Below are 13873 nucleotides of genomic sequence, written 5' to 3' on the forward strand. Positions count from 1 at the left end.
ATCTCAACATTCCTTAATTCTATCTGAAAGAACTCTTACAATCTCTGAATCAATATTAATATCAAATTTTCGTGCCATAAGATATGAGGTGTTGAACAGAAGAGCCTTGTCATCTATTGTAAGAATCTTAGGGCTTGGGCTTCCTTCAGGCCATACTATACAATGTAAATAATCAGTGCAGTCCTTGGCGTAAGGTGAATTCATAACAAGCGTGTGATAGTAAGACTCATCTGGTGTTGAACAATGGGAATAGTAAGTAAAATAATCATTATTATTCTTTTCATATTCAATAATCCAATTCATAGTATCCTTATTGATACACCACCATTGAGACCCAAAATAGAATTTAAACCCCTTATATTTTCTTTTCAACCAAGGAAAGGTGTAGTTGTACCCTCCAGTTAAAGCAACATAGCACCTTCTGAAGATTCTCTTCCATTTTTCCCTACCCATCAAAAAATCAAAGTAGAATATAGAATTTCTTTTATCATAATTATTATCTTTATCAAGACCATTTTGTCTTGATGTAAAGAAATTCAAATAATTCAAATTCTTGTTTGTAGATAAGAAAGCAAGGATATCTTGGCAACTCTTTAATGGAAAATCTTGTCCACTGCATAACCAGTAATAGTCATAATTGTTTATGCTTCTAGCTGATATAATTAGATTATGTGTTGCCTCTATTTGGGATATAGAAGCCCAAGCAACATCTACTCTCTTTTCTTCTGGTAATATGTAGACATTATCTGCTTTCACTATGTTTTCAACGATATTTGACTTCTTGTCAACATGTACGAAAATGTCAATTGATTTATTTCTCATTTGCTTTATGAACAAATTGATTTGATCTGGATTTTTATGACAAAGTAAAAGAATTGCAATTTTCATAAATGTTTAATCCCCCATAATTGCTTTAATTAGTTCAGAGAAATCAAATTTATACTCTTCAATTTCGAATTCATGATTATAGTTTTCGTGATCTGCAATCATACGACTTTCAGAAAGCCAACTGTCATATAAGAATTCGGTTTTTCCCGTTTTACTAGGGAAATATACACAAGATGTTTTAGAAATAAAAGAGAAAATCATCCCATGTAGTCGATCAGTTAAGACCAATTCATTTTCTGCAAATTCACGTATTTTACTACAAACCAACTGTTCTCTTTTATCACCAACAATGAAGTTATCCTTACATATTGTGTCAAGCAAACGAATTTTATCATATTTCTTTTTACTTTCTTCTATAAATCCGCTTTCGCTCTCAGTAAATATAGTTTTTTCGCTATCATTTCTGAAACATAGTCCAAGTCCATTTTTTTTATCATTCAGTATTCTTCCATATAAATAAAAAACTATATCTGGACATATTCCAATTTGCGCTTTGGGGAAAAGAACACTGAAATCTGAATAAGACTTTTTATCTCTCGCAAAAATGATTAAATTATCACTAGCATAAATCTTCTGAGCAATTCTTAATTCGCGCTTTCCTTTTCTATCATTCGTATAGTATATAGATTGAGGGAAAATAATGATTTTATTTCCGCTAAATGTTTTGATGATTTTTCTTCTAACTGCCTCATATGGTGGATATAGATTTCCAAAGTTTCCTCCACCTTGAAGTACTATGATATCATCCGGCTTAATATTCTTTTTAAGCCAATTAATGTATTGAGCTGTTCTTGATTGTTGAATCTCTATAACATCAAAGTCTGCAAAATTCTCAGTCAAAAAACATGTTGTAGCATATGCAATTGCTTGATCACCAAGATTACCATATTCTGGTGCATCTATAAACCAAAAGTGTTTTTTTGATGATATACCACCTGGCCACGGCTTTTGATGAATATATTTATTTAGATCTCTTAATACTCCATACATGTTAATTGAAAGGCACTTCTTTAAATCACGTATGTTAAACATTTTATCCCTTTATCTTTCTATATATAGAATACGTCTTTCTAACGAAAGTGTCGGCAATTCCGACACAATCGCAAAGAATCTTTTTTGGGAAACTGTATTCTTCATTTGAGTCGTATAATTTTGACGACAAAAACTCATTCATTTCATCAGAATACCACTCTCCCTCATTTCGATTTCTTAATGCTGCATAAGATGGAGATTCTACCTCAGGTATCACACCTAAAGACATAAAGTGGCTTGAATTCATGCAGAATGGTGATCCACATGCATGACCAATTGCTAGAAATCTTATTTTCTCGCTTGGCTTCTTAAACACATCCTGACGTATATATGAACAGTAACATCTTCTCATTACGCCAGTTCCTAGATTTAGATTCATCGCCCAATCGCCTGCATAACAGAACTCTTTCCGCTTAACATTAAAATTTTTCATTGTATAATAAAATAAAGGAGAATCAAAAGGCTTACCAAAACCGATATACTCTTCTTTTGTATAGTTAGTTAACAATTTGATCTTTTCAAGGTTCTTTTCTTCTTCTCTTGTTGCAGCTATCTGAGGCGCAGCCCCAGTTTCTCTTATGCATAAATCTTTCATCTCATTTAAATATGGCAAATACTCATCACACATATTAAATTGAATCATTATGGAAGCACCAGAATTTTTAATGAGTCTAAAATTCTTGAAAAAAACATCAACAAGATTATGATTCATAAGTTCAATATAGTGGAATGAAAAACAAAAATGCAAATGGGTAACATATTCTTTACAAGTTGATAAAATCTTTTCAAGCTGCTTAGTTACCGTTCCATTAGTCGTAATATTTACATAGTGCCCATTCTTAAGAATATTATAAGCTATCTCATCAATATTCTTTTGTATAGTGGTTTCGCCTGCGCCACATATACTAAAGTAGCAACAGCCACCCCAACGATCTTTTTTTGTTGCCAAGCCAATCTGTTCAGGGGTATATTTCATCTCTGCCATTTTATTCGTTCTGTTATCTCTTTGAATTACATAACAATAGCTACATTTTAGATTACATGCTGTGATGGGTAAAAGACATTCAATGAATCTTTTGATTTTATCCATTATACTATCTCCTTAAAATCAACTTATAAAGTAATTCTTTTATGTTCCCAGGGGTATAAACAAAAGCTCTTATAGCGCTCATATTTCTTAAATACTCAAAATGATTTATCATCTTGTTAGCAAGCATATATTTACTTAGCTCTTTCCAACTTTGGATATATTGACGATTTCCTCTTCGTTTAACCATTCCATTTCCAACTCTTGCATGAACTAGAACCTTATCTATATTTGCTAGCTTGTAGCCATTAATAATTGCTCTAACCCACAATTCATAATCCTCAATATACGGAATATGTCGATATGAACCAATATTCTCAATTACACTTTTTCTAAACGCAACAGCCATGTGGTTGATAGGATTTCTGAATTTTGCCATCTGTGATAGTTCTTCATGAACAAGCGGCAATTCCTTTTTGTTCTTGGGATTATTCCAATCCACATCAAATTCATCAATGTATGAACTAACAATCGCGATTTCAGAGTGTTCATTCAAATATTCAAACTGTTGCTTAATCCTATCAGGAGTACAAATATCATCACTATCAGCTCGAATTATAACCTCATGTGAACATTTGCTAAGACCGTAGTTTAAGGCTTTACCAAGCCCCTGATTTTCCTCAGTGCGATAAATCATAAGAATGTCTTTAAACTCATCTTCATATTTTGCTATAACTTCATCTAATTCATCAGTCAATGGGCCATCGCAAACAAGAACAAATTCATCTGGTTTAACACTCTGCTCTACAAGAATACTTTTTAAGGCCAAATCCAAGAATTCAGGATTCTCTTTATAATATACAGACATTAACACAGATGTTCCATCTAATGGTGTTAATGTATTAGATTCTGATGCAACTAAGCTTTTAGCCTTTGCAAACTCCTTTGCCATTGCTCCAGTTCCGCCTTCTACAATACCCTCATGCTTAAGAACAGAGAATATAGAACCAAAGAACATTTTCATGTCCATACGGAATCCTGCAAAACTGCTTTTACTAAGTTCCTTTGCATACACACCATCAAGCTTAGCTTTTTCAGGTATCTCCAGCTCATCACGTCCGCTGATCTGAGCCAGTCCTGTAAGACCGGGCTTAACATCGTTAGCACCGTACTTGTCTCTCTCAGCTGTCAGGTAGTCCTGATTCCATAGAGCAGGTCTTGGACCGATAATGCTCATATTTCCGCGGAATATGTTCCAGAGCTGAGGAAGCTCATCGATGCTGGTCTTTCTGATAAATGCTCCTACCTTTGTGATACCACCGTTCTGAAGCATATGCGTCGGTACATCTTTCGGTGTATTCACGCTCATGCTCCTGAATTTCACAAGTTCAAAATAGCCTTTGTTCTGAGCTACTCGCTTTTGCTTAAAGAATACCGGACCCGGATCGTCTTTTTTGATAGCCAGGGCGGTAGCTGCATACACGGGTGACAGGACTACAAGTCCGCAGAACGAAAGGGCGATATCAATTCCTCGCTTGATATAACTCTCATAGAAAGTCGGGATATGTGTGCTGTTCTCCACAGCTTCAAGATGTCCCTGCTTTCCATCTGCGTTCACAGGATCATTTATATCCTCGACGAACACAACTTTTTTGCCTTCAACAGGATTCTGCTCTTCTGGCTTATCAGCATAAACAGATTTAGGATACTGTTTCTTGGCAATATGGCGCATAACAAGATATGTAGCGCCTAAAGCCAAACCTGTTAATGTAGATGCTGTTTTAATATTTTTCTTAGTCTGCTCTTTCACGATTTCTTACCTCACCCTAAGTATTTTTGATTCAATAACCTTGCTATATCAATACCATGTTCTACGCAAATCCTTTTACAGCCTTGTCTATTCACACAGCAACAGGCAATTTATCATGCTGTTTAACATGTTCCACCTTCTCAGTATCACATACTTCATTGTAGCCTGTACGTGTTCCTGCCTTAATCTCGGCTCTTGCCTTGACAACCGAACCGCAATTGATATGACAGCCTTCATGAACAACACTATTGTGATTAAGAATAACACCTGCTGACAGAATGCATCCAGTCTCAACAGTTACATTCGTGTGAACCACAGTCATAGGCTCTATGAAGCAACCTATACCAATCTTTGCTGAAGGGCTGACATATGCTTTTTCATGGATGAGAGTCGGTACCTCATAGCCAATCTCACATAATCTTTTTATAAGCGTTAGCCGAAGATCTGAATTACCAATCGCAACAGCCGCAGAATCGTATTCATGAATCAACTTATCAATATCACAAATCTTTCCAACAGCAGACGGATATACATCATCGACAAAATCAATACGCTCAAAGCACTTCATGGATTCAGCAATTTCTCTGGCGACCATACCATACTGTCCGGCACCGATGATAAGCAAGTTCTTCATAAACACTCCCCCTAAAAAGATTAATAAATGTAAAAGCGGATTAATAATAAGACTAATAAAGACCAAAAATTCTTTTGGTCAATGAAATTCTTTTTAATTAGGTTTTTATAATCCACAGTATGCCCCCTACACACTGTGGATTTAGCAAGCTCATATCAGCTGCCATAAATGTAGCAGTTTATATCAACCAGCCAAATATTTCAATATTGTATGAAACGACTATATCGTGTAAAAAGCAAAAGCAGGCACAAAAAAGCCTGCATATAATCACTATTCCGGCTTAAGAATAGAACTTGCCCGTATAAGCGCAGTTACCCCTATATCCAAAGCCTTTTACTATATTTTCAGATAAAGCCATTCTATACTGTCTTGTTCCTGAAATAAGCATAGTACTCATATAAACACCCCTTAAAAAACATTGACCGAACCTGTTTATGCGTTCGAGATACCGATTTTATCCCGTTGGTAGCCCCATACCCACGGATCGGAACTCCATAAATAAGTTCGATTTTAGCTGATTGTTTTATTGTCTCCGAATCAACTACAGCAGCCGCTTTCGCATTTTTCTATACACAGAAGACAAGGCATTTTTTGCGCATTGTTCTCTGTCCGAAAGTCAACTGGGTGTAACAAACAGATTATGTTTTTTAATATGTAAAATTATATCATATTTTTATTATTTATGTCAATATATGGAAGTCAATATTGTTTGCTATTGACAAATGAAAGCTTATTTTTCTTCCTGATTTATATATTATTATTTGTGCAATTATCTGTTTTGTATTACGGAGTTTAATTATTACAATAAGTAAATCATAAATTCTTTTTAGCAATTAATTTTTAGACAAGATTTATATAATCATATATTATTCCTATTGCAAAACTGGATTTGTTGTTAAAATATCTAAACCAATTATATTTAGCTAACTATAGCCGAAAATTCATGGTAAAATCAATTTTTATCATGTGACTGCATAGTCCTAAATTTTAGGATACTCACCAATTATTGCGCATGAGATCACAAATCTGAAATAACAATATGATAACCTTTTTATGTAGCGGCTTCCGAGAGCAATACAAACAGATAGTGATTCATCAGAATTTGTTTGAGGCATTTATTATTTCTACTAAAAGAACAAATTTTCGATTTTATATTGACAATCGAACAAATGTGTGCTAAAATATCATTAACCAAACAAGAACGTTCATTCTATACATACGTAGTAAGCCTTCCGCCAGAAAGGGAAACGCATGAAGAGAGTGAATGGACATCATAGGCAAAACGATACGAGCGTTCTTGAGTTGGATACGCCGATACAGAACTATAAGGAGGCATATGGTCAGGAAGCATACGAACAGGCGACATCGTTTTATGAGTCTGAGGAATGGAAGAAGGTCGAGCGAGACCAACTGAATTCTGACAGGCGATATTATGAGAACAGAAAGGCTTGCAGTCTTGAAGAATACAACGAGTGGGAAAGTGCGGAAGCGAGAAAGCAACGCTTCCAGGACACACCTTCTGTTGTACTCAGCGCTGAAAGGAAAGTCACAAACGGATTTGATGATCTATTTGACGATCCAGTTCTCAGGGAAGCGATGGAAGTTCTAACAGAGAAGCAGTACAGCGCTCTCTACTGCTCCTTCAAGAGTAGACTTGATACATATGAAATCGCAGAAAGAATGGGTACAACTGTGAGAGCAGTGCAGGATCTGCGCCGACGAGCATTGGACAAGCTTCGTGATGAATATATCTCGCTCTATGAAGAAGCTAAAGCTTTCGGTTATCCGGGATTAGTCAGCTACAACTATAAACGGATATTGGCATTGTTTGAACAGTGTAAGATCATCTTTATGCAAAAAGAATCGCCTGAGGCCGCTATCCCAAATGGTTCTTCCAATAAAGATCCGGCGGCGTAAACATCTCCCCACAGTATTGCTGTGGGGATTTTTCTTTACTGGTAAAAATTACTAATCGAATGTACGTTTCTTCTTTCATCGCTTGTGCAACTATACAAATATTTGCTTCCCGATCGTTGCAATCTTCGTTTTTTTCGTTTCCCATCGGTATATATATGGAGGCTTTTTTATGAACGCCGCAGTTATTTATTCATCTGCGGCGTTTTATGTTTCGATTTAGTACCTTGACAACTAAATATCATGCAATGGCTCATTCAAACAAATTGCTAACTTGCTACCAAGAGCGTCTAAATGCCGATATATCTTTACTTCTGCCGATAGCAAAATCGGTAGTTGTTAGTTCTGCGATAGTAAATTGCTAACGCCGGAAAAGCTCTGTATCAGGTGCTTTGGCAGTGTTTGGTAGTTTGTTAGTAAAATCAGAGTGGCAGGTCGGCGTGTCGCGCATTTGTGCGCGGTTTGTGCCGCCCTGCGGAGAAAGGAGGGATAACTACACCACACGAGCTCTCGGAGCGAAATTGAGGGCAAATAAAGTGAGTTTGAAAAGAAAGGATGATAGGATGACCGAAAACTACGACAACAACATTTACAACGAGCCGTACTGCGTTAAGGACGGCTGCCTTTACGAAACGGTCGAGCGGAAGGGAAAGGTCACGATAGTCAGACTGTGCGACTACGTTCCTGTGCTGAAATCGGAGATAACTTTCGATGACGGAAGTGAGTGCCGCAAAGCGTTCGAGGTCGGAGCAGTACATTCCAACGGAACGACAATGCCGACGGTAACTGTCGCCGCAGACGAGATGAGCAGCATGAAATGGCTCATCGAGAAATGGGGCTCGCTGGGTTCATATTCGCCTGCAAACAATACGCTCGGCAAGATACGTCATGCAATTATGAGTACGAAAACAGCTGTTGAGTTCAGGACTGTGTACAGTCAGACCGGCTGGCGGCGAATCAATGAGAGGTATGAGTTCCTGATGCCGTCTGCGGATAGTCAGTTCACAGTGGAGCTGCAAGGCAAGCTGAACGCTTATCATTGGAGTACACCTGCCAGTTTGGACAAGCTGTTCTATCTCACAGCTCTGCTTGAAAACGGTCTGCTGCCGCAGAGAGTTATGCTTCCGCTGTTGGCGGTAACGTTTCTGTCTCCGCTGGAACACTTCCTGAAAGCGGCGAGCTGCGAACCGAAGTTCATAACTGCACTGGTCGGCAAAACAGGTACGCGCAAATCAACGACTGCGGCGCTGATGTGTTCGTTCTTTGGCAGCTTCACAGCCAGCACTCTGCCGATGTCGTTTCATGATACGGCGAACAGTATTCTCAGCAACATCAATTCGCTGAAGGACGTTCTCACCTGCGTCGACGACCTGCACCCAAATGGTGTGTACGGCGACTCGGAAATGAAAAGCACTGCACAAAATCTTGCGCGTTTCTACGGTGACCGCATTGGTCGTGCGCGTCTCAACAGTAAAATAGAATTGCAGCCGTCGCGTCCGCCGACGGGTATGTGTCTTGTCACTGCGGAGTACGTTCCCGAGATATCGCAGAGCGGTCTCGCGCGCTACTTCATTGTCGAAATGAAATCTGACGACATAGATCTTGCATTGATGACTGAGTATCAGCAGCTTGCAGCGGACGGAGTGCTTGCGTCGATAATGCACAACTACGTTGACTGGCTGCGCGAAACATATCTCTGCGATGAAAATACTTTCGTGCAGGGCTTGTCAGATACATTCAAAAAATACCGCGCCAAAGTAACAGCGGAGTTGTCTGCAAGGTGTGAAAACTTCCATACAAGAGTTCCCGATACTCTCGCGCATCTGATGATAGGCTTCGACTTTCTGCTTGCGTTCCTGAATTCAAAAGAAGAAATAGGTGTGCAGGACATGGAGAACTACAAGAGCTCTTTCCGGAACATAATAGTTACAAGCTCTGTGCGAAACAACAGCATAGTCGAGAACGAAAACTATTCGTATCAGTTCTGCGACAAGCTGAAAAGTCTGCTCGACAGCGGCAGGTGCAGTGTCAATTTCATCGGAAACGACTGCGATATGAACCGCAAGGGCTTCATCGGCTTCGATGATGACAACTTCTACTACCTCATCATGAATGCGGCGCTGTCGGAAGTGGTGAAGCTGTCGAAGGAAATGGGCGAGAGCTTCTCCATTGGCAAAAACAGTTTGATACAGCAGCTGGTCGATGACGGTATAATGGTCGTGAAAGGTAAGCGCAACACAACAACTGTCCGTGTCACCAATGACCGTCAGATGAGCGTTGCGGTGCTGGATAAGTCGAAGATGTTTCCTGATATGGAAGAATCCAAAAACAGCTGAAATCGCTGAGATTTTTGGGTTGCAGGATAAAGGCTGGCGTCAAAGCGCCCGCCGTTCCACATCGGACGGGCAGTGCCCGCCGATATTCCGCAGGTTGTGAGTTTACCGAATTGGAGTCAAAATCAAAAAGGGAGGAAAATGCTGATGTCAAAAAATGAAAAAAGTAAGAAAAGTGCCGATGTTTCGGCAAATTATGATGGAGTCTACGCTCCGAAAATACGCTTTCCGCTGTACATTTATCCCGAGACTATGAAAACGGTGGAGAGCATATATAAGTCGGATAATTGCAGCACAAAAACTGAGTTCATGGAGAAAGCTATCCGCTTCTACTGCGCTCACCTTATGCAGAACAAGCCTGAGCTCATCGAGTACCTTGCGCCGCAGATAGCGCATATCGTTGAGGGATATATCATGGGGACTGAGCAGAGGTTGTCTCGTGCGATATTCAAGCTTGCAGTTGAAGTCGGTGCGCAGTCGCATATACTTGCGGCGATAAATGATATCGAAGAAAGCACACTTTTCAAGCTCCGTGAAATGGTCACAGACGAGGTGCGCCGCATCAACGGTATCATAAACTTTGAGAGTGCTGTCAGATATCAGCGCAGTGAGGAAGAATAAAAGCTGATTGTTTTGTAGTGCTTCTGCTCGGTATCAACAGCCAACATTCGTCCAGTCTGGTGAATGGATTTCGACAGCAAGCTGTGGTATGATTGTTGGTCAGGAGGTGACCGCGGCGATGAAGTTGCAAGATTTATACTACGGGAACGTCATACCGTGTCAGCATGATGTGAGGAAGAACTCCGACTATGCAAAGCGAAGTCTGGAGCTGCTTGAAATGTGCGACACACTGGAGAAAAGGCTGTCGGCTGACGATAAAAAGCTGCTGAACGACATAACGGATATGCAGGGAATGCTGTCCGAAACAATGGCAGCGGAAAGCTACATACAAGGTTTCCGTGACTGCGCCGAATTGATTATTGATGTGATGTTCGGCAGGAGCGAGAACCTGAAATAACAACATAACAATTAAACGGAAAGGGTACGGACAGAGCCGTACCCTTTAAATCTAAGTAAAGGAATGATAAAAGTGAACAATTCAAATCACATAGGAAACGAGATAAAGACAATGAGAAGGAGTATGATCGAATGGCTGAAAACAAAACAGAGACTAAAATCGTAATGCTTACAATAAAGCAGGCGGCAGCTCTTGTAGAGGGGCTGACCGAATACAGAGTCCGCCAGATGTGCCTGTGCGGTCAGGTGCCGCACATCATGGCTGGCAATAAATATCTTATCAACAAGGAATTATTCCTGAAATATCTGCGCGGGGAGACTGCGTAAAAAAATAGTGGAAATGGCGCGTTTTTTCTGGACTTCCGCACCGAGTTGTGGTATGATGTCGTTGGCAAAAACGCGCAATATTTATGAAGGAGGGAAATTATATGGCGACTATAAGAAAAAGACCGAATGGTTCATTCGAGATAAAAGTATCATGCGGCTATGATATTTACGGAAGGCAGCATAATCAATACAAAAGCTACTATCCTGAACCCGGCATGACACCTCGTCAGATTGACAAAGAGGTCAACAAACAGGCGGTGCTGTTCGAGGAGGAGTGCAAGAAAGGTCAGATAACATCGGCGGTCAAGTTCGAGACCTTCGCCGAGCAGTGGTTCGATGAGTACGCAAAGGTCAACCTGAGACCGACCACATTTTCAAAAATGCGGCAGGTCACCAAGCGTATCTACGCTGCCATCGGACACAAGCGTATGGACAAGATAACGTCCAGAGACATACAAATGTTCATCACCGACCTTATCGTGAACGGCAGGCACATGGTCACAGGCAAGCCGCTGTCACGAAAGACGGCTATACATCACCTGAGCTTCATCAGCGACATATTCAGCTACGCTATCCGTATGGGAATGCTGACGGACAATCCGTGCAGCAGAGTTGTGATACCCAAACTGGAGCAGAAGGAAAAGGAGATATACACCCTTGACGAAGTGAAGAAGCTGTTTGAAGATCTGGCATATGAGCCAATGTGGTTTCAGGTCTACATAACGCTGGCGATATACAGCGGCTTCCGAAGAAGCGAAATGCTGGGACTGGAGTGGAAGGACATCGACTTTGACTACAACACCATAAGAGTCCGCAGAACTTCTCATTACACACCTGCGAAGGGTATCTACACCGATACTACGAAAACGAAGAAGTCTCAGCGAGTGGCAAAGTTTCCCGAGGACGTAATGGATATGCTGAAGAAATACCGCAAGGAGCAGAGAAAAGAAGCTCGTCGGCTTGGAACGAAGTGGGAGGATAACGACAGGCTGTTCACCAAGTGGAACGGGTCACCGATGTATCCCGAAATGCCGTACAAGTATCTGAAAAGCTACTGCGAGAAGATTGACATACCCTTCCGTGGCATACATTCACTGCGTCACCTTCACGCATCGCTCCTCATCTACGAGGGCATAGACGTAGTAGCCGTGTCGGCAGATATGGGACACAGCATCGTAGGAACGACCTTGAACCTGTACTCCCATATGTTCCAGGAGGCGAGAGCGAGAAACTGCGATGCCATAACCAATGCACTGAGATTTACCCGAGAGGGGAATAACGCTGAACCTAAGTCCGCAAAGGAGGCTGAACCCGACATTGAGGAAGATGAGGACGAGCTTGAAGAAGAAAATATGGAGCAGACTATGGCATAAAAATACTCCGCAGAGTCAAAACTCTGCGGAGCGCCTGATATTGTTAAATAAAAAAATAAGTGGTCAATAAGTGGTTGAGAGCACTTTTTAAAAAGAACGAGCTCACAAAATGGCTATTCTAAGCCTTTTGCGAGCCTTGATTCTGGTGGAGGCGAGGGGAATTGAACCCCTGTCCGAAAGTCCGTTCATGCAACTTTCTACGAGCGTATTTTACCTATTATGATTCCCTGTACGAGCCGCCGATAAACGGGCTGCGGGTGCAGGTAGTCCGTATACAACCGGCGGACACGGACACTTCCGTCAGTCGTTCACCGCTAATCGATGCCCAAGCGAGAGCCGCGGTACTCCCTCGGTGGACAGAAGCTGACTTAAGCAGCTACCAGTTCGCTATTTCTAGAAACTGTAATGTTATTTCTTGCGTTTATATTTAAACGTGGCGCAGGTTATGGAGATCACGCCATTCTCCGCTCGCTTATCACACTTCGAGACCCCCGTCGAAACCTTTACGCCCCCATACAATGAGGGAGTGAGGTGGGGAGCCGAAATGCTCCGAATAATATTATACACTGTTTGCAGACGTTTGTCAACTGCAAACAGTGTCGATATTTGTTACAGCAGCGATATTTCCTGTTTGTCTGCGACATGCTTTCTTCCTTTTATTTATTATGTTATAATTAGTTAACAAAAAATATTTTTGAAGTTTAATACGCTGTTTTGGGAAATAGTAGATTTAAAACAAAAATGAGCAATAAATGACTGGAGAATTTATAATTTTTGTCTTGACTAATAGCAATATTTATGGTAAAATATACCATGTATAATAATATAATGTGCGGAAAAGGCTGCGGATCTCACCTTGTATCGGCAGAAAACGCGCAGATATGATCGTAAGCGGAGTCCCGACGCGGACATACGCTGAATATATACCATTATAGGGAGGTAAGGGCATGGACAATGAATACTATTACAACCAGGCGAGGAGCCGCTATAACAATGCTTGCTCGGAGATAAACAACTGCGAGAATCGTGTCAATGAACTCATCGGTGAAAAGAATGAGGCTATTGATTACCTTAACAGCCTGAACGCCGATCTTGTCAGACACAGGGACGCTTCCGAAGACCTTGCAAATGTTATTGCTCAGGAGACAGATCTTACCAGCAGCCTCAACTCCGTTTCAACGAACATGGATGAGGCTTCAACAAGCTTTACGCAGATGGCAGACGCTCCTGATTCGTCTTCTGTAAACATCAATGATGTTTTCAGCGATGAGATGACTACTACTCGGAATACCCTAACTGAAGCTATGTCAACATTCAGGACAAAAAAGTCTGCTGTTGACACGAGGATCACTGAGCTCGAGGCTGAAATAAGGGCTACTGAGACCCGTATTTCCGACATTGAGCAGGCTATCCGCATAACCCGTGCAAATGCTGACGCATGGCGCAGCACAAAAAGCAGTGCCTCTATGGATATGGAGTATTACAGACGCAGGATGGACGCAGAAGACTAAGAACTGC

12 protein-coding genes and 1 other RNA gene are annotated in these 13873 nt (G+C 40.9%); 7 read left to right on the forward strand and 6 right to left on the reverse strand.

The window, feature by feature from the left end; genetic code table 11:
- Positions 1 to 3: 3 nt before the first annotated feature.
- The 5 genes from DSZ37_RS03395 to DSZ37_RS03415 form a co-directional block, all read right to left on the reverse strand.
- A complete protein-coding gene (locus DSZ37_RS03395) occupies positions 4 to 888 on the reverse strand; it encodes a beta-1,6-N-acetylglucosaminyltransferase (protein WP_109725556.1) in 885 nt (294 codons plus the stop codon).
- Positions 889 to 894: 6 nt separating this feature from the next.
- Positions 895 to 1878, reverse strand: a complete 984-nt coding sequence (locus DSZ37_RS03400; protein ID WP_207655903.1) for a polysaccharide pyruvyl transferase family protein — start codon at positions 1876 to 1878, stop codon at positions 895 to 897.
- A gap of 43 nt (positions 1879 to 1921) precedes the next feature.
- Positions 1922 to 3010 carry a radical SAM protein gene (locus DSZ37_RS03405; protein ID WP_109725558.1) on the reverse strand — a complete coding sequence of 363 codons (1089 nt, stop codon included), beginning with the start codon at positions 3008 to 3010 and terminating at the stop codon, positions 1922 to 1924.
- 4 nt (positions 3011 to 3014) lie between these two features.
- Entirely contained in the window at positions 3015 to 4757 is a 1743-nt protein-coding gene (locus DSZ37_RS18100; RefSeq protein WP_109725559.1) for a sugar transferase, read from the reverse strand.
- Positions 4758 to 4848: 91 nt separating this feature from the next.
- Positions 4849 to 5391, reverse strand: coding sequence for a PglB (locus tag DSZ37_RS03415; protein WP_109725560.1), 543 nt, complete (start codon positions 5389 to 5391; stop codon positions 4849 to 4851).
- Positions 5392 to 6642: 1251 nt separating this feature from the next.
- Here DSZ37_RS03415 and DSZ37_RS03420 point away from each other — a divergent pair.
- The 6 genes from DSZ37_RS03420 to DSZ37_RS03445 all read left to right on the forward strand — a co-directional run bounded on the left by DSZ37_RS03420 (position 6643) and on the right by DSZ37_RS03445 (position 12355).
- Positions 6643 to 7308 (forward strand): sigma factor-like helix-turn-helix DNA-binding protein, encoded by a 666-nt coding sequence (locus DSZ37_RS03420; protein ID WP_109725561.1) that lies wholly within the window; start codon positions 6643 to 6645, stop codon positions 7306 to 7308.
- A 560-nt stretch (positions 7309 to 7868) separates the two neighbouring features.
- Complete coding sequence (locus DSZ37_RS03425; RefSeq protein WP_109725562.1) at positions 7869 to 9641, forward strand: hypothetical protein; 1773 nt, start codon at positions 7869 to 7871, stop codon at positions 9639 to 9641.
- Between the two features lie 144 nt (positions 9642 to 9785).
- Positions 9786 to 10259, forward strand: coding sequence for a hypothetical protein (locus DSZ37_RS03430; protein WP_109725563.1), 474 nt, complete (start codon positions 9786 to 9788; stop codon positions 10257 to 10259).
- A gap of 118 nt (positions 10260 to 10377) precedes the next feature.
- Positions 10378 to 10656 carry a DUF6809 family protein gene (locus tag DSZ37_RS03435; RefSeq protein WP_109725564.1) on the forward strand — a complete coding sequence of 93 codons (279 nt, stop codon included), beginning with the start codon at positions 10378 to 10380 and terminating at the stop codon, positions 10654 to 10656.
- Between the two features lie 131 nt (positions 10657 to 10787).
- A complete protein-coding gene (locus DSZ37_RS03440; RefSeq protein WP_109725565.1) occupies positions 10788 to 10982 on the forward strand; it encodes a DNA-binding protein in 195 nt (64 codons plus the stop codon).
- A gap of 101 nt (positions 10983 to 11083) precedes the next feature.
- Positions 11084 to 12355, forward strand: coding sequence for a tyrosine-type recombinase/integrase (locus DSZ37_RS03445; protein ID WP_109725566.1), 1272 nt, complete (start codon positions 11084 to 11086; stop codon positions 12353 to 12355).
- A gap of 143 nt (positions 12356 to 12498) precedes the next feature.
- Here the strand turns inward: DSZ37_RS03445 and ssrA are convergent.
- Positions 12499 to 12868: a transfer-messenger RNA gene (gene ssrA, locus DSZ37_RS03450) on the reverse strand.
- Positions 12869 to 13302: 434 nt separating this feature from the next.
- Here ssrA and DSZ37_RS03455 point away from each other — a divergent pair.
- Entirely contained in the window at positions 13303 to 13866 is a 564-nt protein-coding gene (locus tag DSZ37_RS03455) for a hypothetical protein (protein WP_109725567.1), read from the forward strand.
- The last annotated feature ends 7 nt before the right edge of the window (positions 13867 to 13873 follow it).

It is taken from the genome of Ruminococcus flavefaciens (genome assembly GCF_900116855.1).
Lineage (GTDB): Bacteria > Bacillota > Clostridia > Oscillospirales > Ruminococcaceae > Ruminococcus > Ruminococcus flavefaciens_R.

Bases quoted from the DNA above. Each gene is read 5' to 3' on its own strand.
- DSZ37_RS03445 (WP_109725566.1), top strand. From the start codon at position 11,084: ATGGCGACTATAAGAAAAAGACCGAATGGTTCATTCGAGATAAAAGTA.
- DSZ37_RS03420 (WP_109725561.1), top strand. From the start codon at position 6,643: ATGAAGAGAGTGAATGGACATCATAGGCAAAACGATACGAGCGTTCTT.
- DSZ37_RS03430 (WP_109725563.1), top strand. From the start codon at position 9,786: ATGTCAAAAAATGAAAAAAGTAAGAAAAGTGCCGATGTTTCGGCAAAT.
- DSZ37_RS03440 (WP_109725565.1), top strand. From the start codon at position 10,788: ATGGCTGAAAACAAAACAGAGACTAAAATCGTAATGCTTACAATAAAG.
- DSZ37_RS03425 (WP_109725562.1), top strand. From the start codon at position 7,869: ATGACCGAAAACTACGACAACAACATTTACAACGAGCCGTACTGCGTT.
- DSZ37_RS03400 (WP_207655903.1), bottom strand. From the start codon at position 1,878: ATGTATGGAGTATTAAGAGATCTAAATAAATATATTCATCAAAAGCCG.
- DSZ37_RS03405 (WP_109725558.1), bottom strand. From the start codon at position 3,010: ATGGATAAAATCAAAAGATTCATTGAATGTCTTTTACCCATCACAGCA.
- DSZ37_RS03455 (WP_109725567.1), top strand. From the start codon at position 13,303: ATGGACAATGAATACTATTACAACCAGGCGAGGAGCCGCTATAACAAT.
- DSZ37_RS03415 (WP_109725560.1), bottom strand. From the start codon at position 5,391: ATGAAGAACTTGCTTATCATCGGTGCCGGACAGTATGGTATGGTCGCC.
- DSZ37_RS03395 (WP_109725556.1), bottom strand. From the start codon at position 888: ATGAAAATTGCAATTCTTTTACTTTGTCATAAAAATCCAGATCAAATC.
- DSZ37_RS03435 (WP_109725564.1), top strand. From the start codon at position 10,378: ATGAAGTTGCAAGATTTATACTACGGGAACGTCATACCGTGTCAGCAT.